The sequence below is a fragment of the Marinomonas transparens genome (genome assembly GCF_016463975.1).
GTDB classification, from domain to species: domain Bacteria; phylum Pseudomonadota; class Gammaproteobacteria; order Pseudomonadales; family Marinomonadaceae; genus Marinomonas; species Marinomonas transparens.
In genome coordinates, this window is sequence record NZ_JAEMNX010000002.1 from 20,897 (window position 1) to 42,441 (window position 21,545).

Below are 21,545 nucleotides of genomic sequence, written 5' to 3' on the forward strand. Positions count from 1 at the left end.
AACATTTTACGGCACCCCTCCATAGAAAAGGCAAAATTGTAGGTGGTATGGCAGGAGGGGTGGGTTACCAAGGCATTATGCCATTTGATGATCCTTCTGACTCTGAGAGGAAGCAGCCCGTTGGACCGTTTTCAGGAAGCGTTGCGGCATAGGTTATAAATTTCGCGGCCTCAGCTGGGTCATGCATACCTTGAAAACCATTAAAGGCCGTTTTGACAAAGCCTGGATCAACAACGTTAACCTTACACCTCGTTGATTTAAGTTTTGCTGCTAGTGCAACACAATAAGCATTAAGTGCTGTTTTAGATGGAAAGTAAGCTTCACTTTTGTAATGAGAAAACACCCAGTCTGGGTCGCTTTGATTCGTAAGTGATCCAAGCCCACTGCTAATATGGACGATACGTGGCGCATCAGACTCTTGTAACAAGGGAAGGAAAGCGCGTGTGACTCTTATCACGCCATAAACATTGGTTTCAAAGACGCGTTTAATTTCTTCAATAGAGACGCTTCCATCTGGGTTGGCGTTACCAAGAATACCTGCGTTATTGATGAGTGCATCTAGACTATTCGAATGTTTTAGCACCTCTTTTACGGCTAAATCAATTGATGCCTGATCAGTAACGTCTAACTGTACACATGAGGCATTTTTAATCCCTTCTGCTTTTAGTATGTCAACGGCTAATGTTCCAGCATCTGGGTTACGGCATGCCAAGTAAACATAATATCCTTGATGGGCTAAATTCTTAGCTGTTGCCAAACCTATTCCCTGATTTGCGCCAGTGATTAAAACACTTTTCATTACGACACCTCTTGATACATTTGTGATAGAGGTAGTGTAGAAAAACGGGCTGACATGACACAGAGACAGATCATTATACTAGCTAGACATATCTTTAAATTTCACTAAAAAATCTGTAATCGATTGCCCTGTTTGCTTACGAAAAAAACGAGAAAGGTAGTTTTCATCGGCAAACCCTAGCCGCACAGCTAGCTCTTTTACTGATAGATTGGAGTAAATCAGTAGACGCTGAGCTTCTAAAACAATACGGCGATTAAGGTATTCTTTCGGTGATACTCCAGCCCATTCTTTTACCAGCTGATATAGGCTGGTATCACTAAGAGCAAGTGTCTTTGCTATTTCAGAAATGGTAGGTTGTTCTATGAACTTGTTTTCAATCAAGGTTTGGAAATGAAGGAATGATTGAACATGCCGTTTCTTGGGTTCATTTTCAACGTTAGAAAAATAAGCATGCTCTAATTCCTGTAACACCGAATTTAAATACGCCATTCTGATATTTAAGGGGGCTGATGTTAGGATAGCGGTGCGCAAGAGCATTAATGCATCGTTCATTCGTTGCCATGCCTGTGTTGACATAGCAACCTTTTGCTCATTCAGCGGATCCAACCAAAAGCGGCAAGAACTAGGTAATAGTCCATAGATTTCTTCATTGAAAATAACTTTGTAGTATTCTGCTTTGTTTTTACTGCTTGGGGGAATGCGGATTTGCCTTGGTTTGATGAATAGAACTTGCCCCGCGGATACCGTGATATCTTTTAAATCCACGCAATAATGAACAAGGCTGTGATTGACGAACATCAGAAAATAGTTGTTGCTGGTATGAGGTTTTAAAAGTTTCTGGGTCATCTCTTCTGTCAATGGCGAGTCGAGATGAGACCACAGGCTAATACCGCCTGAACTTTCAAATGAAACGTGATCATATAAAGGTGTTGTCATCGTCACTCGAAATTGAAAATACCGTGTTTGAAAAGATGAAATGCTTTACATCCAGCTGGGATCATTCACTGACAGAAACTGGACACACACGTTAAAAACTTAACCTCATCATACAAAACCCTTCCTCGAACAAAAAGCGCATTTGTCTAAAATGCCCTCTTTCGCTCTTGTTAATACGCTAAAGTAATGAACTAAAAGTAGGTTTATTGGTTTTTCACAAGAAAGCCAATCGCTTGATATGATTGGCTTTGAGAGGTGAGTGGCCTGTTTAAATAGTAGATGTAAAAGTTATATTTTTGATTTTCCATCAAAGGGGCTGACATATCGACATATGAAAAATAACCATTATCATAGCCATGATAGGGAAATAAGGTAACATACCACCATGAGAACCAACTTCGATCACCTCACCCTGCGCCAACAAATGAGTGTACCCATTATTTCCAAGGTGCTGCTCGATGAGATGGACACTTACTTACTGGGCAAGACCAGTAAGAAAAAGAATTTTCGCATCTTAAAAATTGTTTTGTTTGGCAGCCAAGCCAAGGGCACACAGGTCTACGACCCTGCCAATGGTTATGTGAGTGATTACGATGTGTTGGTTATCGTCAACCAAGAAGAACTGGTGGAAGAGTTTGACATCTGGAACAAGGCGGAAGAAAAAATCGAACGCCGTATCGGTAGACCACTGGGCCTGATCGTGCACTCCATACACGACATCAACCAACGCCTACACGAAGGCCAGTACTTCTTCAAAGACATCCGCGAAGAAGGCATCGAAATCTACGCCTGTGACACGCGGGAACTCCCCCGCCCCGGTAATTTAACGCTAGACGAACAAAAAACCATTGCGGAAAAACATTATGACCAGTGGCTTGAAAGTGCGACTGATTTTTTTGACTTCTTTAGGATTGGTATAAAAAAGCAAAAATATAAACTCGCAGCATTTCATCTACACCAAACCGTCGAACGTTTCTATTCCTGCACCCTATTGGTCACCACCAACTACCTACCCAAAACCCACAACATCGAACTCTTACGCTCCTACTGCATCCGCCAAGACCCACGCTTTGTAGATCAATTTTCCCTAGACGGCATCGCCCAAACACAACGCTTCCAGAAACGCAGCTTCCAACGACTCAAACGCGCCTACGTGGATTCCCGCTACTCAGAACACTACGAAATCACCGAAGAAGAGCTCAACTGGTTAGCCGGAGAAGTGGAAAAATTGAAAGACCTGACAGAAGACGTTTGCCAAGCAAAAATTGCCAGCTTCGCAGGTGAAGAAGCCTAAAAAACATGACAGTTCCCTCCCCTTATGGCTTTCAAGGGGAGGGGGAGGGGTTATGTCTTTGTCTGTTTCCATTCAAACGCTTTGTATTCCTAACCTTTATTCCGCTTTTTAACTCAGGTAAGGCTGAGCGGGTAACTTTTGCCAATCGATGCAAAACTTTAGTTTAAAGGAAAGTAAAAATTCTCTTGTCGGACTTTCAGCCCAAAACGTATCATTGGCTTTATTTACCACAAGGTATTGGGGTCAGATCAAGAAATAGCTTCCCCTGATGTGTATTAGGAAAACCACAATCCAATGTTCAACTGATAAAGCTTAGAAACGAAGCTATTCTATTTTTGATCTGACCCCAAACCTGCTGATAAAGCTTAGAAACGAAGCTATTCTATTTTTGATCTGACCCCAAACCTGAATTTGTTAAGTGATTTTTGGTAATAAGTACTCATATGCATCTTTTATTTTTAAGAAATTACCTTCTTCAGATAGTAAATTTTCCGGTTTTCTATCCATTCCGCCAAGCGTGGCAACGGCCTCTACGCACTTAGGGCCGAAAACAGTAGCTATTACCTCTACCCCTTCAAATTCATCAAGACCTAAAACCAGATCCATTTCATCACCCCACTCATAATCAAGATCTGAGAGGTCTAAAACCCAAAACCTTTGGAAAAAGCGTTCTTGGGCGTAGGCCATCATTCCGCGAATATGATATGCATCGCTGCTCCCAGCACTTCCAGACTTGTAGATTCCGAATGCTTTAAAATAGCCAATTTTCTAATGCGAGTCTTCTGTTGGAATAAATCCAATTTCGCAATCTACAGTAACGTAACTTCGTAACTCATATATTTCTGGATTCATGACTTCACTTAACGCCGAAATCACGTGCTTGTCGCGTGGATTTCTTTGTTAGACCCAGACATGGCTAAGTATGCACCCAAACCGATAAGACAGATACCCGAAATAACTTTCTGCCCTTTCCTAAACTTACTGCTAGAGATCCAAAGCTTCTCTATTGGTTCGGAGAAAAATGCAATAAGGAAATCTGGTATAGCGTTCAAAACAACCACAATCATTCCAAGTGCAATAAATTGTGCAAAAATATAGCCATCTGCCGGGCGTATAAATTGAGGTATAAATGCCAAAAAGAAAATAGCCGTTTTGGGATTGAGGACTTCCGAGATTATCCCTTGATTAAATGCAGATTTGATTTCCTCCTCACTTTCACCTTTACTTATAGGGCATTTCATATCAACTTTCTTGAATGCTGAAAAAATCATCTTTAGCCCGAGGTAAATAAGAAATACTGCGCCCAAATATTTTATTATCGTGAAAGCAATTGCCGAAGTTGCCAATATTGCTGAAATTCCGATCGATGCTCCAAATACATGGATCAAACCTCCGCTAGCTGCACCAAAAGTAGAAGCAACTCCTACCGCTTTACCACCTGATATTGTACGAGAAAGCACATAGAGCATGCCAGGACCCGGAGTAAATGCCAGCGCCAATGAAGCTGATATAAATATTATCCACGTTTCAAAATCTAGCATTAGAATAATCTCATTTATCAATATTGCTCGAAGGATCGCTGGCTAACGCTCGCTTCAGCTGCGCCGAAACTGGAGTGTTTTTGTGTCAATGTTTGAGCGCAGCGAGTAACACAAAAACGCGGAAGTTTTGGCATCAGACTGGAAGCGCTTGTTAGCCTTTGTTTACTCAAGCAATCTGCTTTTCCAAATAAGCCTTAAATGCTGACCCAAAAAAGTGATTCCAGCCAGAATTACAAATGCTATAGCAATTTACTTCTGGAGTTAACCCAACATGAGTGAAATGAACATCCGTATTTTCACCCTTACCAATAATGTTGAACCGTAATGTCGTATTTTCCCACTCCTTCCTCATTTCCGGAGTTGTAACTGGGTGAATATGGTCTGCTTGATAGCAAAACAGTTCGACGAGTCTATTTGCTTCTAGCTTAACAACTTCAAAAGACCATGTAGTGCCATCTTCAAATTTTGCTGTTGTTTTATCCCCAATTTTATCTACTGTAGATGTCATATCAGTCCACCAATTTGACATCTCTTTTGTTAGCGCATCAAAAACACGCTTCGGGGTGACTTTGACTGTTATTGTATGTTCGTAATTTTTCACTATTGATTCCTCTTCTGTATTGGAGAAAACAATATACTTAAATCAGTATGATAATATAAGTAGGCAATAATTTAGTATATAGTATGGTTTTTAATACTATTGTGGTTGAAGGTCGACCTATGACATCGAGAAAAGAAACAACGCAATCCGCCGAAAGGACGCTATGTCCAATGCCTCAGATAGCAAAACTCATTGGAGGAAAATGGAAATTAATTGTGCTGCAAATTTTGATTTTTCATGGAACTCACAGATTCAATGAGTTACGCAGGAAGATCGAAGGCATCACTCAAGCTATGCTTACAAACCAGTTAAGAGCACTGGAAGAGGATGGATTAATATCGAGAAAAGTATACGCGGAAGTTCCTCCACGCGTTGAGTACTCTGCTACGCAAAAAGCAATGGATTTAAATGAAATGTTTGAAGCCATGCATCGCTGGTGGGTTACGTATGAAGGCTAACGCCCGCGTAATAGGCGCGAGCTTGCGAGCGTCCTAATTGACGCGTTTGTTACGTGTTTACAGCGTGGGATATACGAGCTTTTCATTATAATTGTGCGCATCATCTTCCCAAACTATGCGAATAACATGCTTACTTTTCGTTCCCATGTGAACAGATGCAATCAACTCTACAGACTGAAACTTTTCCATAGATTCTAGGGGGAACTTTTCATCTACATCGGATTGCATAAGCACATCATTGCCTTCGGGAAACTCTAGCCTAATATTCCGCGCAGTGGCGCTCCCCTTGTTCCAAACCTTTAGCCTGTGCTTATTGCTGCCTAGTTTTACAAATGAAGCACCCAAATCAGCTTTTTTACCACTTGCAGCTTCACTTTCTTCCTTTTCGAGCAGCAGGTTATTTAGCTTTTCTTGGCTTTCGATTAGGGATTTCTGTTTTTCATTGAAACTGGTAGTACGCCAAGTTGCATAAGCTGACATTAGCAGTGCAAAACCAGCAATAATGTCACCGGCATCAACTGTTATAGGCATTACTTAATCCTTATGTTTTTGCTGCCTCTAAAGGCTTTCTTTAGCGAAGCTTTAAGCTCCTTTGCTAGATCTTCAGTAACTTGCTTGCCTATTTCAGAAACATGCTCTTGGATATTCTCACTGTTTTCATGAATTAGCTCGTCCTTGGTAAGCTCACGACCACAAGACGCACATTTAGCCAGCTCAATGGTTTCATCAACGCCTTGCTCATATTCATATTCATAGTCAGTGCAACCACAAGTGGGGCATTGCAAGCCAATACTTCTTTGATATTTCTCATCCTTCATAAGTTAACTCCATTCTTATTGGACACGTAACGCCTTGCTAATGGGTGTGCCATTGGAACGGGACGATTGCGCAATAATGAGCGAAGCGAATGCACAAACGGCCCGTGGAGATGGCACATCCCTTTGAGCAACTTGTTAGCTGATTTTTGCATATTTAAGTTTTAACCGTTTGTGGCGATGGGTAAATATTGAACGATAAACCGGTTTTAATAAAGAGCCCAACAAACCTATTTTGTTTTTGTAGCCCACGACATCTTTGACGTTTGCACCCGAACCATTTTTTGTAATCGTGCGCTCATGCGACCACACACTATTGAACAAAGAACTCGAAGACTCGATAAACCCACTGCTATTTATTGATAAAAGTTTGAACCGATGGCGGTCAATCGGGATAACGCCGAACAACGATATTGTGCTTGTAAATATTTCCTCGTTTACCGGCCATTGGGTGATTGCTTTTGAACCCCACTTTTCTGGTGCCGACATTTTAATCATGGGTGCTAATTCATAATTAACACCTGACATGGTAAACAAATCCTCTTTAAGAAGTTCAGGTTCTACAGGTAAAAATAATTCCATTTCAAAGGTTTGCATAATATTCCTTCATACAGGTAACATTTTAATAGTGCGCACGCGCGTTTAGACAATTCCAAGACCTTCCCAAAAACCTTATAAATCATTGAATAATAAAAATTATATAAAGCTATTCACAAAAGCTAAAACTGGAAAAACGAGCATGCGCGTTATTTCACCTTTCTTTTAGGAAAGCACAGCCTGTTATTTCTGGTGCGAATATTTTTATTCATTGATACTAAAAGACTTTCCTATTTCCTACCAAAACAAAACGCGCACAAATTCGACTTTTTAAAAAATAAACTGTCTATGCGTACAGAAATAACGCGATTAAAAAACACTAATTAAAATCTCAAAAAATAGCGATTCAGGCCGTTTTTTCGACACTCTGTAGAAGTCTTTTTTGGGAAGGGAAAAAGATAAGATAACTCGATAAGAAAAATCCATCTCGACAACATCACTCCTTAACTGATTGATAAACCTACTATGTCACTAAAATCAAAGCCACAAAATAATTGTGTGTTTTTATTAACCAAATTAAAAGCGATTAGCCTTGCATGACTTTCAGCCCTTGCAGCCAAGAGAAAAGAACAACCCCATCTTCCGTCTTCCCCTTGTAAGACCAAAAAGACAAAAGGGGAAGAAACCTAGAAATTTGGCGTCTTTACCTTCTGCACCATCAACGTTGAGAAAGTCAGTTCGACGTACTCTTTATCAAGAGACGGATTGCGCGACCATGAGCCGTTTCCGAATCCGTTAAAAATACTCTCTCTAAAAAATGAAAACACAATTCATGCCTTACGTTATCAAACGTCTTGCTAAACCCGACATTTAGCCAAGCGAATCAGACGTTTTGGGCTGAAAGTCCGACAAGCGAATTTTTGCTTTCCTTTAAACTAAAGTTTTGTGTCGCTGCTCTTTGTTCCAAGGTAAGAAGTTACCTGCTCAGCCTTTGCCTGAATTAAATAGCGGAATAAAGCTTAGGAATACAAAGCGCTTGAATGGAAACCAGAGAAAAGTGCGACACCACGCCCTTGGTAATCAAGTACTGAAAATATGTTATTGGATATTATCGGCGCACCACTTTAATCTATATGCAATTAGCGAAGGGATAGCCATTATGTCGATCACACTCAGTAAACAAAACACACTACCTATTGACGCAAACCAAGCGACGCTTATTGGCCGGGCATGGGTGCCGGGCAATCCAGCAGGGCCATCGCCCATTGTTGTTCGCGATGGCAATGTTTTTGATATATCGACTCATTTTGCGACGCTGAGTGAATTGCTAGAAATGGAAAATCCGTTAGACCACCTTAAGCCGATATCGGGAATGCCCCTGTGCAGCCTAGATGTGTTATTAGAAAACACCCATGAATCCCCCAATCCAAAGCAAGCCTACCTTCTCGCACCGGCCGATCTTCAAGTAATTAAAGCGGCAGGGGTTACTTTTGCGTCTAGCATGATTGAACGTGTTATTGAGGAACAGGCAGGCGGCGACCCATCTAAAGCGAAAGCCATACGCGCATTGGTGGAAGAAGTGATTGGCGATAACTTAAGCGCGGTGGTACCGGGTTCAGACAAAGCCATGCAACTGAAAGCCCTGCTTATTGAAAAAGGCATGTGGTCACAATATCTCGAAGTCGGCATTGGCCCAGATGCTGAAATTTTTACCAAAGCCCCCGTTTTATCAGCCATCGGCAGCGGTGGATTAGTCGGTATTCACCCCAAATCGGAATGGAATAACCCTGAGCCAGAAATTGTTCTCGCTGTTAATAGCAAAGGCAAGATACAAGGTGCAACGCTAGGAAACGATGTTAACCTGCGTGACTTTGAAGGCCGTAGTGCATTGTTATTAAGCAAAGCAAAAGACAACAACGCCTCCTGTGCCATCGGCCCTTTTATTCGACTGTTTGATGATCACTTCACTTTAGACGATGTACAGACTTGCGAGGTCACGCTTCAGGTTAAAGGCAGCGACGGTTATCTACTGCAAGGGTTATCGTCAATGGCTAAGATCAGCCGCAGCCCTGTAGACCTTGTTCAGCAAACCCTGAATGAAAACCACCAATACCCTGATGGTTTTTTGTTATTCCTAGGCACTCTCTTTTCACCGACTCAAGACCGTGATCACCCTGGCGGCGGTTTTACCCATAAATTAGACGATAGCGTGATGATTAGCACAGCAAAAATTGGCTCGCTTTATAATACGGTCACCCACAGCAGCACGGCCAAACCGTGGGAGTTTGGTATCCGTTCACTGATCCATAATTTGGCTCAACGTGGTTTATTAACCGCCAAAAATTAAGTGAGGGCCTTTGCGCGACGGCAGCGCGTAAAGGCTTTAGGTCATTAAAAATATCGATCTCTTGCCTCGACAATTGCTCCTGCATTATTCTTACGCCTATTATTCAAGGCGAGTATCCAATGTGAATACTGTCTCTATGGTCGAGGCTCAATAAAGCAGCACGCAACCTAGACAATTCATACCTCTCCTCATTCCCTTATCTAAAAAACGAGTAGTTCAATGGAAGCCGATAACCTTAATAGCCATGGTTTTTTAACCGCCCTGCAAAACATAGTAGATAAAAAGAACATCATTACCGATGAGAAAAAAGCCGCTGGCTATTCAAGAGGGTTTCGCTTTGGTGGCGGTAAAGTTTTGGCGGTTATTATTCCCAGTAGTCTCATTGAATTGTGGCGGGTGACTCAAGCCTGTGTGGCAGCCGATATTATTATGATCATGCAGGCGGCGAATACCGGTTTAACGGGTGGCTCTACCCCGCATGGTGAATACGACCGAAACGTCGTTATTATTAGCACCACCAAGCTGCAATCGATACAACTACTGGATGAAGGCAAGCAGGTGGTTTCTTTCCCCGGTAGCCGCCTTTATGAATTAGAAAAAGCCCTAGACGTTTATGATCGCGAACCCCATTCAGTGATTGGTTCATCCTGCATAGGGGCTTCCATTGTTGGAGGCGTATGCAACAATTCTGGCGGCGCTCTGGTTCAGCGTGGCCCGGCTTATACTGAAATGGCGTTGTATGCGCGCATTGATGAAAACCAGCAGTTAACCCTGATTAACCACCTTGGTATTCACTTAGGGGAAGACCCTGAAGAGATACTCAATGCCTTAGAAAAACAAACCTACACAGACAGCGATATCGAATACCCAGAACGGGCGGCCAGCGATAATGAGTACCAAGAACGCGTCCGTGATGTGGATGCCGACACCCCTTCTCGCTTTAACAATGATGCGCGACGACTCTATGAAACCTCGGGCTGTGCTGGCAAGCTGATTGTCTTTGCCGTTCGTCTAGACACCTTCCCCAAGGTGAAAAAAGATCAGGTTTTCTATATCGGCACCAATAATACCGACACCTTAACCAGCCTAAGACGTGACATTTTAAGTGGCTTTAAAAATCTGCCTGTTGCGGGGGAATATGTGCACCGTAGTTATTTTGATGTGTGTGATAAATACGGCAAGGATTCCTTCATCGTGATACAAAAAACAGGCAGTGAAAACATGCCGAAGCTATTTGCTTTGAAGAACAAAGTGGATCGCATTTTCAATAAGTTCCCTTTTCTTCCTAGCAACCTATCAGACAAAATGCTTCAGGCCATTGCCTATTTGTTTCCAGATCATATTCCAAAGAAAATACGCCAGTATCGTGATCAATATGAACATCACCTCATGTTGCATATGGCAGACGATGGCATCAATGAGGCGAAAGCCTACCTAAGTAAGTTCTTTGCAAGCAATGAAGGTGAGTATTTCGAATGCACGGACGATGAAGGCAAACGCGCCTTTTTAAACCGCTTTGTCGCCGGTGGCGCAGCCAAACGCTATCACACATTGAATCCGCAATTCGGTAATTTGCTGTCTCTTGATATCGCCTTACGCCGCAATGAAACCGAATGGTTTGAGACCCTGCCCCCTGAAATAGATAACTTGATCATAGAAAAGCTGTATACCGGACACTTTATGTGTCACGTCATGCATCAAGATTATTTCCTCAAACCGGGTGTGGATGAAAACGACGTAAAAGAGAAGCTCTTGGCCTTTTTGGATCAGAAAGGCGCTGAATACCCAGCGGAGCATAATGTTGGCCAGCTTTATAAAGCCAAAGCTCCCCTTAAAAAATTCTATCAAGAGAATGACCCAACCAATAGTTTGAACCCCGGCATAGGTAAAACAGCACGAGGCAAGCACTGGCAACACTAACATTGGCACTCACACTGATACTGGCACCGCCTAAGTTGAGCTAACATGACGCTAAAATGACCGAGTCCATGAAAAGGGCGCGGTCATTTTTTAACAAATGAGCATCAGTGGCCGACTCATCGCCCTACTCACCGTCTTTACTTCCCCATCGCCAATGGCGAATTTCGGGCATGTCTTCCCCATACTGGGTGATGTACTGGCGATGCTCTAGCAACTTATCATTCAGCCATTGCTTCAATTTAGCCCCTTCAGCGCCAGTTTGAGGCAGTCTATCAATGGCATCTATCGCCAAATGGAAGCGATCAAGATCATTCAGTACTGTCATGTCGAAAGGCGTGGTGATGGTGCCTTCCTCTTTGTAACCCCGCACATGGATATTGTGATGATTAGTGCGACGGTAGGTGAGTTTGTGAATCAATGATGGATACGCATGAAAAGCAAACACCACAGGCTTGTCTTGAGTAAACAAGGCATCAAATGCGTCGTCGCTCAAGCCATGGGGGTGTTCCGCTTCAGGTTGTAGTTTCATTAGGTCAACCACGTTCACGACGCGGATTTTTAGGCTCGGTAAATGTTCCCGTAGAATCGACACAGCGGCTAAGGTTTCCAAGGTCGGAACATCGCCACTACAGGCCATGACGAGGTCCGTTTCCGCGATGCTATCCGTATCTTCAAGCGGGCCATTTTCATCATTGCTGGCCCACGGCCAAATGCCAATCCCAGCGCGGCAATGTTTAACGGCAGTGTCCATATCCAGCCATTGAGGTGCTGGATGCTTACCTGCTACCACCACATTGACATAGTGTCGGCTGCGAAGGCAGTGGTCCATTACCGAGAGCAAGCAGTTCGCATCCGGTGGCAGGTAGACCCTCACCACCTCCGATTTTTTATTCACCACATGATCGATAAACCCTGGATCTTGATGGGAAAAACCATTGTGATCTTGACGCCAAACATGGGACGCCAGCAAATAATTAAGGGAGGCTATTTTGGCGCGCCAAGGTATCTCTGCGGTGATTTTTAACCACTTCGCATGCTGATTAAACATGGAATCAATAATGTGAATAAAGGCTTCATAGCAATTAAACAGGCCATGCCGTCCGGTGAGTAAGTAACCTTCTAGCCAGCCCTGACATTGATGTTCGCTGAGCATTTCCATCACTCGGCCGCTCGGAGCAAGGTATTCATCATTGCTCTGCGTTGTGCCTGTCCATTGTCGCTCAGTCATTTCAAACAAAGCCCCTAGACCATTCGAAATGGTTTCATCTGGGCCAAACACACGGAAGTTACACAGGGCTTCATTGAGTTTCACCACATCCCGTAAAAACGGCCCAAGTAGATGAGTATCACCAATACCTTGCACGCCGGGGGTCGCGACCTCACAGGCATAATCACGGTAATCTGGCAGAGGTAAATCTTCTAACAGAACACCGCCATTCGCATGGGGATTTGCCCCCATGCGACGCTTTCCCTCTGGGGCCAATGCCGCCAACTCTGGCAACAAACGTCCGGCGCTATCAAACAGTTCTTGGGGGCGATAACTGCGTAACCAGTCTTCTAATAATGCTAAATGCTCTGGGTGCTTTGCTGGGTGAGACAGGGGCACCTGATGGGAATGAAAGGTGTCTTCAATTGGCACGCCATCGACCTCTTTAGGACCTGTCCAACCTTTCGGAGAGCGGAGAATAATCATCGGCCAACGGGGACGTGTAAAGGTGTCACTACGGCTGGCATTCAGCTTAATATCTTTTATCTCGGCAACAGCGGTATCCAGCGCGGTCGCCATGGCCTCATGCATTAACTTAGGGTCATCGCCTTCAACAAAAATAGGGTTCCAACCATAGCCACGGAACAACTGTTCCAATTCTTCATGGCTAATGCGCGCAAGGATGGTCGGGTTCGCAATCTTATAGCCGTTTAGATGCAAAATGGGCAATACCACCCCGTCACTCACCGGGTTTAAAAACTTATTGGAATGCCAAGCGGCCGCCAGTGGCCCGGTTTCCGCTTCGCCATCGCCTACCACACAAGCCACAATCAACTCAGGGTTATCAAATACCGCACCAAAGGAATGGCTTAATGAATAACCCAGTTCACCGCCCTCATGGATAGAACCGGGGCACTCTGGGGAGGCATGACTGGGGATGCCACCGGGAAAGGAGAATTGCTGAAACAACTTTTGTAACCCGGCCGTGTCTTGGCTTATCTCAGGATAAATTTCACTGTAAGTGCCTTCAAGGTAGGTATGAGAAACCACCGCTGGGCCGCCGTGACCGGGGCCAGAAACATAAATCATGCTTAGGTCATGTTGCTTGATGATGCGATTCAAATGCACATAAATAAAATTCTGGCCCGGCGTGGTTCCCCAATGGCCTAATAACATTTTTTTGATATCTTCGAGGACTAATGGCCGAGTTAATAACGGATTGTCATGTAGGTAAATCTGCCCAACCGACAGATAATTACTCGCCCGCCAGTACCTGTCCATTAAATCCAATTGATCTGCTGTCAGAGTGGTCACTTGCATAAAACCTTGCTCCCTGTTTTTTGCTATCTCTATTGTATAGTTCGTTACCTACATTTAGACCACTTGAGCTGGTCAAAATCTAGCCTTATTTCCCTATAAGATGATGTAAATCATCTTTGCCTTCCTTATTTTTTTGGCACAGCAAGAGACTTTTCTGTCGACTTTAAGGTGACGTTTTCCATGAAGAAAGAAAGAAAAATGATCGATACTATTAGACCACTACAATTCGCTCAAGGACATCTCACCAAAATAGTATGCAAGTTGGTGATAAGGGAATAAGCAGAGCCATCGTTACCCCCATGATAGGAATAAGTTTGCAAGCTGCTTACTCAATCAAACAGGTCTGACAAAACCGTGTTATGCGACCTAATTGCGGTTAAAACAGGCAGAGTGAAGAGTCATTAATACCTTGGTGCTCACTTTATGGGATCCACCAGATAAGTGAATCGCCCTATATGATGAAGTTAATCGCATTTTGTATAGAATATGTAATAATACGCACCACTTAATTTTCGCAGGGACATATTTTATGCTGGACTCTCTTCTATTGGATTGCCTATCGCCCTGCCTATTTAAAAACTCATTTACAAACTCATAGGAACTCTCTGTGAATTCTCGTGCATTAATCTCCTGGTCTGCCAGTGAAGTACTAGGTGCTTTTTCCGATAAAACGCTGACACCGACCGATTACTTATCGGCTTGTCTCGAACAAATAAAACAGATGAACCCCAAGATCAATGCCCTCACGGATATGGACACGAAAAACGCCATTCTAGAGGCGGCGGAGTCCACTAAGCGCTGGCAGCTAGGCATGCCAAAAGGGCCGCTCGATGGCCTGCCCATTGGTGTGAAAGATTTACAAGATGCCAAGGGCTTGTTAACCACCCATGGTAGTCCCAAATTACGTGGTAACATTGCGTCGAAAGATTTACCCATGGTGGCCAAACTACGTGATGCCGGTGCGATTATTCTGGCTAAGACGAATGTGCCTGAACTTGGTGCTGGTGGAAACAGTCGTAACCCTGTTTGGGGAGCGACAGGTAACCCATTTAATCCTAACCTTATTGCAGGTGGGTCTTCCGGTGGCTCGGCGGCGGCTTTGGGCGCCAATATGCTGCCCTTATGCACGGGCTCTGACACCGGCGGTTCCTTGCGCTTACCAGCCGCACTTTGTGGCATTGTTGGCTATCGTCCTTCGGTGGATGTAGTCGCCCATCCAACGAGGCCATTAGGCTGGTCTGGTATTTCCGTGCTTGGCCCAATGGCTCGCACCGTTGAAGACATGATTTTGATGCTGCAAGTCATTCAGGGCTATGATGAAAACGACCCGCTAACCGCGCCAGCTGCGCCGGATCGTTTTAGCAATTTACCCAACATAGCACTAAAAGAGTTACGCATTGGCTACAGTGAAGACTTTGGCGGTACGCCGGTTGACCCTGATATCCGCGCGACATTTCAACAGCGCGTGGCAGCCATCAAACCCCATGTCGCTGTGTGTCGCCCTGTTGATCTCAACCTTGGCGATATGGATCGTGTGTTTGACATATTACGAGCTGAAAGCTTCCATGTGGCTTTTGCCCAAGGGTTAATTGATACTCCTGAATTCTTCGGTGATAACATCAAAACCAATGTGGCCTTAGCCAAGTCTTTTACTCTTGCTGATCGCGGTTGGGCGCATGTTGAACAGACTAAAATTTTGCGTAATTACAATGCCTTGATGAAAGATTTCGACATTATTTTATTGCCCACGGTGCCAGTCTCGCCCTTTCCTTGGACGCAACCTCATGCGACAGAAATTGACCAACAAAAAATGGACATTTACTACCGATGGCTTGCATTAACCTACCGAGGTTCGCTGCTAAATGGCCCGTCTATTACGCTCCCTACTGGGCTTGACCCACAAGGTATGCCGTTTGGTTTGCAAATACTCGGTGCGGTGCGCGCCGATGAAACCCTGCTAGCGGCAGCCAGCGCCATTGAAGCCTTGTTAGCACAAACCTCAGAAACCGCTCGACCTGAGCCAGACTTTGCCACCCTGCAAGATTCGACGATAGAGCTCAAGTCAATGGTTACTCACCCACCCATATTTGACAGTACCGACACCTCGGCCACTGTAAAAACTGCGGTATAAAAGGACTCATTTTATGTGGCTAATTCCCATTGTTTTCATTGTGCTGCTGATTAGCGGAACCGCCTTCGCTTACTTGATGGGCGCGGTATCGGTCGTGACCTTTATCGCGGTTGATAAGGCACAGTACCTTTCCATCTTGCCCCAACGAATTTTTGCTCAGCTTGACGTTTTTGCCTTTATGGCAATGCCCTTGTTTATTTTAACCGCTGAGATTATGAGCCGTGCTGGGGTAACACGAAGCCTAATCGACTTTGCCATGTCTACGGTAGGACGATTCAAAGGTGGTCTTGGGCACGTCAATATTCTAACCAGTGTCTTCTTTGCTGGTATTTCAGGTTCGGCGATTGCCGACAGTGCTGCGCTATCGCGCACCTTTGTGCCTGAAATGAAAGCCCGTGGCTATAACCCCTACTATGCTGGTGCTATCACGGCGGCATCGTCCATGATTGGGCCGATTATTCCGCCGTCTATTATTATGATCATCTACGGAGGCTTAACAGGTGCCTCTGTTGCGGCTCTGTTTGCTGCGGGCATTATTCCCGGCTTATTACTGGCCGTCTCTTTACTGGTATTGAACTCCATCATCGCCCACGTGAAAGGTCACCCCGGTGGTGCAAACGATAACGCTGATCTTCCAAAGTTCCTGCCTAGTTTGCTCAACGCCTTACCTGCACTGTGTTTGCCTGTGGTGATTCTAGGCTCATTAGTATTTGGGTTGGCCACGCCAACAGAAGGCTCAGCTGTCGCGGTCCTTGTGGCGCTCTGCGCTGGACAGTTTTACAAAGGCCTCAGCTTTCGCATGATCTACGATGCTATGGAAGCCACAGCACGTATGACAGGAACCATCTTTATCATACTGGCCGCCATTTCTGTATTGGGATATTTGGCAGGTCAAATGGGTTGGTCAAGCGCATTGGCTGGTTGGGTAGAAAGCTTTGGATTAACGGGCACTCAGTACCTGTTTTTCTTAGTCGGTATTTTCCTCATTGCGGGCATGTTCATGGATACCCCGGTTGCCCTCACCTTGCTTATTCCTCTGTTTGCCCCTCAGGCCCTTGAGCAAGGTATTAGCCCTATCCACCTAGGCGTGGTGTTATGTTTCAACCTATGTGTTGGTCTAATCACACCACCTTTGGGAAAATGCCTCGTTGTGGTGTCGGCACTCACAAAACTAAACTATTGGCGCCTCGCTTATGCGGTGCTGCCTTTTATCTTTGTGCAAATACTATTATTAATGGCCTTGGTCTACTGGCCATCCATCAGTTTGTTTGTTCCAAGTTTGTTTGGGTTTTCAGTAAAATAAAAGAGAGAAAAAAACTATGAAACCATTAAAATTAAAAGCCTTAACACTGGCATCATTGCTGACTGTCGCATCATTTGCTTCCGCGTCAGAAATAAAAATCGCCCTCGATAGCAAGCCAGATTTAGCCACCTCAGGTTCTTATAATTGGGCTCACGCCTTTGGCGAAGCACTGAAGAAAAATGGCATGGATGTACGTGAATTACCACGTGGTTCGGTGGGAAATGAAGCCGAGAAATTTGACCAAGTGTCTACTGGTTTGCTTGAAGTATCCCTGTCTGACGTTCGTTCCATTGCTCAGGTAGATCCCTTTATTTATGGTGTTCGCTTACCTTATATCTTTGACAACATTGCTCATATGGATCGTACCCTAGCGGCTGGGAAAGTGTTTGAGCGTATAAATAAAAATTTAGCCAAACAAGATGTACTCTTGTTGTCGTTAGCGCCACTTGGCCCATCATCTGGTGTCATCACCACTAAGCAAGCGGTTCGCTCTCCTGCCGATATGTCGTCACTGCGCATGCGTGCGCTAGACGATGCACAGATCTCAATGTACAAGGCTTGGGGCTCAGCAGGCACCATAGTACCTTGGGGCGAAGTACCCGCAGGTCTACAAACTGGCATCATCGACGGCTACCTAAACTCGCCACTTATTCCCATCACCTTTGGTCAAACAGACTTTGTAAAAAACTTCTCTGATGCCCGTGTGATTTGGCCGCTGCGCGCTGTACTTGTCTCTAAATACTGGTACGACGATCTGTCCAAAGATGACCGTGCTGCCGTTGATGCCGCCGTTAAAACAGCGGATGCTGCCACTCGCACTTGGCTTGAAGGGATTTCGGTATCTGGCCTAAAATCCCTAGAAGAACATGGCGTTACGGTACAACGCTTAACCGATGAAGAACGTGCTGTTTTCCGCACCATGTCTAAGCCTGTTTACGATTCTGGTTTAATGCCTTCTGCCGACGTGAAAATTTGGTCTGACCTATCAGACAGCAACCGTTAATTAAGTGACTGTTCATTAAGCAACGGGTCATTAAGCAATAAAGTACGACTTGGCTAGGTATCGAAGATGCCTAGCCATCAACACGATGAGATGATAGATGCGACAACTGATAGTACAAATAAGTAACGCGATCCATAAGTATGCACGACGTGCTGCGGTATTCACTGTGGGGATAATGTTCGTCACAGTCATGATCCAAATAGTGGCGCGTTATGTGTTTTCCTCCCCGCCTATTTGGACAGAAGACATTGCCCGTTATGCTATGGTTTGGACCGGTTTACTGGGTGCTACCTTGTCGTTCAAAACCCAGACCGACGCAGTGCTCATGGACTCTGTCTTTCCTAAGCATCCAAGCTATTTTGCTATTGTCACCAATGCCATTCAAAGCGCGGCGGTACTCACCTTTATTTTACCCGTGGTTTACTTTTGCTTTATCGGTTTGAAAGGGGGCTTTGCGAGAGGGTTTCTGGCCAGACAAGCGGGCTTAACGGCCGACACATTAGGCATCCCCATGGTGTGGATTTCCATCTCTGTGCCAGTGGCGATGATCATTATTTTAATACATTTGGCTGCTCGTTGGGCCGAGCCCGCAGATGAACGCCCTAAAGAAGTGGATTCTGCTCAGCTAGATTAGATGTAATGGGTAGCTTGCAAACGCCTCCGAACATGGAGGCGCTTATGCAGGATCATTCAATGACTAAATGGGGCTCAATTTAAGGTAGGGCTTTCTCTTCATGCTCTTGGGCATTTAGCTTACTAAGATCCTCTAGATTAATCGCCAATCTCAGTAAAAAATCACAAAACATCTTTACTTCCGCTTCATCAAAACCTTTCACACACTTCCTGATCATTCCCTAATAAATCTCGCATGTGAAAATATCATTAATTCATATTTTTTTACCGTTTGTGGACGTGATTAAGAGTGTTATATCGTGAACTCAATCCGGTGACATTTCTATCGAACTTATCAAATCTTAATCATATTAATTATAGGAAAAAACATGCAAGCATCTCATTTTTTTAGCTCTCTTTGGGAGCACTATATAGCAATAACACCACAGGCAAAACGCATTGAAAACTTGTTTAAAAGTCACAACGAAGAAGTGATTAATGATCATATCGCTTTTCGAACTTTTGCTAATTCCCCAATATCTTTAAAAAATCTAGAACCTCAGTTAGAGAGCATGGGCTATTTTGCATATGGCGCTTTTCGATTTGAAAACAAGCACCTTGTTGCACGGTGTTATAAACATGAAAATGCTTTATTACCTAAAATATTTTTATCTGAGTTATTGGTTGAAGAATTACCTAAAAACTGCCAAAAAATCATTGCTAATTTGATTGATGGTATTCCAGCGGATGTGGTCCAGTCTCCTGACATATTTTGGGCAAAACGTCTTTGGGATACCCCAAGTTTAAAAGACTATGAAGCTTTATTAGAGCATAGTGAGTATGCGGCTTGGTTGGCAACAATGGGGCTACAAGCCAACCATTTTACTGTCAGTATTAACCTATTAAAAAGCTTTGTTTCTATTGAATCGGTGAACCAACTGCTGCTCAACGAAGGCTATAAGCTAAATGAAGTCGGAGGCTTGGTAAAAGGCTCATCTGAATTGTATTTAGAGCAGTCCTCTACTATGGCCGATAAAATCGCTTTCACTTTTTCTGATGGCGAAGTAAAAGACATTCCAACCTGCTTCTATGAGTTTGCTCGTCGCCATGAAATGCCTAATGGCGAACTCTTTGACAGCTTTATTGAAGGTAATGCCGATAAGATTTTTGATTCTACTAACGTGAAATAGCACCTTTTAGTGAATGCCTACATGAATGTAGGTAATTAGGGCAATGCATAACCACAAGGATGTGGTGTACAGCGCAAGAGCAATTGCCGGGACAAGCAAACTTGTTCACTCCTTCCTTAACCATACCATCATCAAAAGATAGATAAGGGCTATTAATATGCTTAATAAAGTCATAGACCCCAAAATTGTTACCCAGCAATTAAAAGAATCGAGTATTACTTCTATGGCACGCGCTTCAATTCGAGAGTTAGTTTCATTAATTAATGGCATTGAACGTGAGTCAGGGCAAAAATATGTTCGCATGGAGATGGGGGTACCTGGGTTGCCAGCCCCTCAAATAGGAATAGAGGCAGAGATCAGTGCATTGCATCAAGGGGTGGCATCTAAATACCCAATGATAGAAGGCATTCCAGAACTGAAGAAAGAAATCAGCCGCTTCTGCTCGATGTTTTTGGACATCAGTGTCAATGAAGTTTCTTGTTTTCCGACCGTTGGTTCTGCTCAAGGTGCATTAGCGACATTTTTAGTTGGCAACCGAATGCGTCCACAAGGTGCAACTTTATTTATTGATCCTGGTTTTCCTAACCAAAAACGTCAGTTAGATATGATTGGCCAATCATGGGGGAGTTTTGATGTTTATGAGCATAGAGGCTCTAAGCTTAAGCCAGCTTTAGAAAAACATTTAGGAACGGGGAAATACACGACCTTACTATATTCTAATCCGAACAACCCGGCTTGGATTTGTTTTAATGATGAAGAGCTAGCAAGTATTGCAGAAGTGGCGGATAAGTATGATGTCATTGTGATTGAAGATTTAGCATATTTTGGTATGGATTATCGAGAAGATTACTCTATACCAGGTCAAGGGCCTTATCAGCCAACCGTTGCTAAATATACGGATAACTATGTTTTGCTTATATCAAGTTCAAAAGTCTTTAGTTATGCAGGACAACGTATCGGAAGCATGGTCATTTCCAATGAGTTATATAAGCGTCAGTTTGATAATTTAAAAGACTATTTTGGCCAGACTCAATATGGCAAAGCCATCACCTTTGGAGCTTTACACGGTTTGTCATCAGGCGTCACCCATTCAACGCAGTATGGCCTTGCTGCAATGTTAAAAGCAGCCAATGATAATGAATTGCCTTTTCTTAACTTAACGAAGGTTTATGCTAAGCGTGCGGAAGTAATGAAAGAGCTGTTCTTAAATTATGGCTTTAACATTGTTTATGCAGAAGATAACGGTAAACCTTTAAGCGATGGATTTTACTTCACAATTTCGTACCCAGGTATGGACGGCGATGCTCTCCTAACAAACCTTCTTTATGTTGGAATAAGTGCGATCTCATTAGCAAATACGGGATCGGAACATATTGATGGTGCACGAGCGTGTGTGTCTCAAGTTAAAGAAGATCAAATACCTATTCTTACTGAGCGATTGAAGGCATTTTCTGAGAAGTTTATTGCTTAGTAGTAATATTACCTAAAACTGAAATAGGCGAGAAAATCTCGCCTATTTGTTGTTGATCAA

General features: G+C 43.9%; 20 protein-coding genes. 10 read left to right on the plus strand and 10 right to left on the minus strand.

Features of this window, described 5'->3' with window-relative positions; genetic code table 11:
• Positions 1-64 precede the first annotated feature (64 nt).
• Together I8J31_RS02505 and I8J31_RS02510 are read right to left on the minus strand one after the other, a co-directional pair.
• A complete protein-coding gene (locus I8J31_RS02505) occupies positions 65-799 on the minus strand; it encodes an SDR family oxidoreductase (RefSeq protein WP_199466721.1) in 735 nt (244 codons plus the stop codon).
• 78 nt (positions 800-877) lie between these two features.
• The gene (locus I8J31_RS02510) at positions 878-1,735 is read right to left on the minus strand and encodes a helix-turn-helix domain-containing protein (RefSeq protein ID WP_199466722.1); all 858 of its coding nucleotides are present in this window, start codon (positions 1,733-1,735) and stop codon (positions 878-880) included.
• 385 nt (positions 1,736-2,120) lie between these two features.
• On the opposite strand from I8J31_RS02510, the gene I8J31_RS02515 reads away from it, so the two are divergent.
• Complete coding sequence (locus I8J31_RS02515; protein ID WP_199466723.1) at positions 2,121-3,029, plus strand: HEPN domain-containing protein; 909 nt, start codon at positions 2,121-2,123, stop codon at positions 3,027-3,029.
• 414 nt (positions 3,030-3,443) lie between these two features.
• Here I8J31_RS02515 and I8J31_RS02520 read toward each other — a convergent pair whose 3' ends face one another.
• The 3 genes from I8J31_RS02520 to I8J31_RS02530 all read right to left on the minus strand — a co-directional run bounded on the left by I8J31_RS02520 (position 3,444) and on the right by I8J31_RS02530 (position 5,171).
• Complete coding sequence (locus tag I8J31_RS02520) at positions 3,444-3,719, minus strand: hypothetical protein (protein ID WP_199466724.1); 276 nt, start codon at positions 3,717-3,719, stop codon at positions 3,444-3,446.
• 182 nt (positions 3,720-3,901) lie between these two features.
• Positions 3,902-4,570: a LysE family translocator gene (locus I8J31_RS02525; protein WP_199466725.1), complete on the minus strand. Its 669-nt coding sequence runs from the start codon at positions 4,568-4,570 to the stop codon at positions 3,902-3,904.
• A gap of 166 nt (positions 4,571-4,736) precedes the next feature.
• On the minus strand, positions 4,737-5,171 hold the full coding sequence (locus I8J31_RS02530; RefSeq protein WP_199466727.1) for an SRPBCC family protein: 435 nt from the start codon (positions 5,169-5,171) through the stop codon (positions 4,737-4,739).
• 170 nt (positions 5,172-5,341) lie between these two features.
• Between I8J31_RS02530 and I8J31_RS02535 the strand changes: the two genes are divergently transcribed.
• A complete protein-coding gene (locus I8J31_RS02535; RefSeq protein WP_233402556.1) occupies positions 5,342-5,629 on the plus strand; it encodes a winged helix-turn-helix transcriptional regulator in 288 nt (95 codons plus the stop codon).
• A 57-nt stretch (positions 5,630-5,686) separates the two neighbouring features.
• Here I8J31_RS02535 and I8J31_RS02540 read toward each other — a convergent pair whose 3' ends face one another.
• From I8J31_RS02540 to I8J31_RS02550, 3 genes are all read right to left on the minus strand, one after another.
• The gene (locus I8J31_RS02540; RefSeq protein ID WP_199466730.1) at positions 5,687-6,160 is read right to left on the minus strand and encodes a hypothetical protein; all 474 of its coding nucleotides are present in this window, start codon (positions 6,158-6,160) and stop codon (positions 5,687-5,689) included.
• Positions 6,160-6,447: an ECs_2282 family putative zinc-binding protein gene (locus I8J31_RS02545; RefSeq protein WP_199466732.1), complete on the minus strand. Its 288-nt coding sequence runs from the start codon at positions 6,445-6,447 to the stop codon at positions 6,160-6,162. Before I8J31_RS02545 ends, I8J31_RS02540 begins: the two co-directional genes overlap by 1 nt.
• A gap of 135 nt (positions 6,448-6,582) precedes the next feature.
• Positions 6,583-7,041: an Rv1443c family protein gene (locus I8J31_RS02550; protein WP_199466734.1), complete on the minus strand. Its 459-nt coding sequence runs from the start codon at positions 7,039-7,041 to the stop codon at positions 6,583-6,585.
• A 1,099-nt stretch (positions 7,042-8,140) separates the two neighbouring features.
• Here I8J31_RS02550 and I8J31_RS02555 point away from each other — a divergent pair.
• Positions 8,141-9,328 carry a fumarylacetoacetate hydrolase family protein gene (locus I8J31_RS02555; RefSeq protein WP_199466735.1) on the plus strand — a complete coding sequence of 396 codons (1,188 nt, stop codon included), beginning with the start codon at positions 8,141-8,143 and terminating at the stop codon, positions 9,326-9,328.
• Between the two features lie 219 nt (positions 9,329-9,547).
• Positions 9,548-11,248: a D-lactate dehydrogenase gene (gene dld / locus I8J31_RS02560; protein WP_199466737.1), complete on the plus strand. Its 1,701-nt coding sequence runs from the start codon at positions 9,548-9,550 to the stop codon at positions 11,246-11,248.
• A 124-nt stretch (positions 11,249-11,372) separates the two neighbouring features.
• Here dld and I8J31_RS02565 read toward each other — a convergent pair whose 3' ends face one another.
• Positions 11,373-13,775, minus strand: coding sequence for a phosphoketolase family protein (locus I8J31_RS02565; protein ID WP_199466738.1), 2,403 nt, complete (start codon positions 13,773-13,775; stop codon positions 11,373-11,375).
• A gap of 607 nt (positions 13,776-14,382) precedes the next feature.
• On the opposite strand from I8J31_RS02565, the gene I8J31_RS02570 reads away from it, so the two are divergent.
• The 4 genes from I8J31_RS02570 to I8J31_RS02585 all read left to right on the plus strand — a co-directional run bounded on the left by I8J31_RS02570 (position 14,383) and on the right by I8J31_RS02585 (position 18,846).
• Entirely contained in the window at positions 14,383-15,906 is a 1,524-nt protein-coding gene (locus I8J31_RS02570) for an amidase (protein WP_325101161.1), read from the plus strand.
• A gap of 13 nt (positions 15,907-15,919) precedes the next feature.
• Positions 15,920-17,209, plus strand: a complete 1,290-nt coding sequence (locus I8J31_RS02575) for a TRAP transporter large permease (protein ID WP_199466739.1) — start codon at positions 15,920-15,922, stop codon at positions 17,207-17,209.
• Between the two features lie 16 nt (positions 17,210-17,225).
• Positions 17,226-18,212 carry a TRAP transporter substrate-binding protein gene (locus I8J31_RS02580; protein WP_199466740.1) on the plus strand — a complete coding sequence of 329 codons (987 nt, stop codon included), beginning with the start codon at positions 17,226-17,228 and terminating at the stop codon, positions 18,210-18,212.
• A gap of 97 nt (positions 18,213-18,309) precedes the next feature.
• Complete coding sequence (locus I8J31_RS02585) at positions 18,310-18,846, plus strand: TRAP transporter small permease (protein ID WP_199466742.1); 537 nt, start codon at positions 18,310-18,312, stop codon at positions 18,844-18,846.
• A 79-nt stretch (positions 18,847-18,925) separates the two neighbouring features.
• Here the strand turns inward: I8J31_RS02585 and I8J31_RS20995 are convergent, their stop codons facing one another.
• Positions 18,926-19,048 carry a hypothetical protein gene (locus tag I8J31_RS20995; RefSeq protein WP_267905880.1) on the minus strand — a complete coding sequence of 41 codons (123 nt, stop codon included), beginning with the start codon at positions 19,046-19,048 and terminating at the stop codon, positions 18,926-18,928.
• Positions 19,049-19,213: 165 nt separating this feature from the next.
• Here I8J31_RS20995 and I8J31_RS02590 point away from each other — a divergent pair, with 165 nt between their 5' ends.
• Together I8J31_RS02590 and I8J31_RS02595 are read left to right on the plus strand one after the other, a co-directional pair.
• The gene (locus tag I8J31_RS02590) at positions 19,214-20,014 is read left to right on the plus strand and encodes a DUF1338 domain-containing protein (RefSeq protein ID WP_199466743.1); all 801 of its coding nucleotides are present in this window, start codon (positions 19,214-19,216) and stop codon (positions 20,012-20,014) included.
• A 157-nt stretch (positions 20,015-20,171) separates the two neighbouring features.
• Positions 20,172-21,485: an aminotransferase class I/II-fold pyridoxal phosphate-dependent enzyme gene (locus I8J31_RS02595; RefSeq protein ID WP_199466744.1), complete on the plus strand. Its 1,314-nt coding sequence runs from the start codon at positions 20,172-20,174 to the stop codon at positions 21,483-21,485.
• The last annotated feature ends 60 nt before the right edge of the window (positions 21,486-21,545 follow it).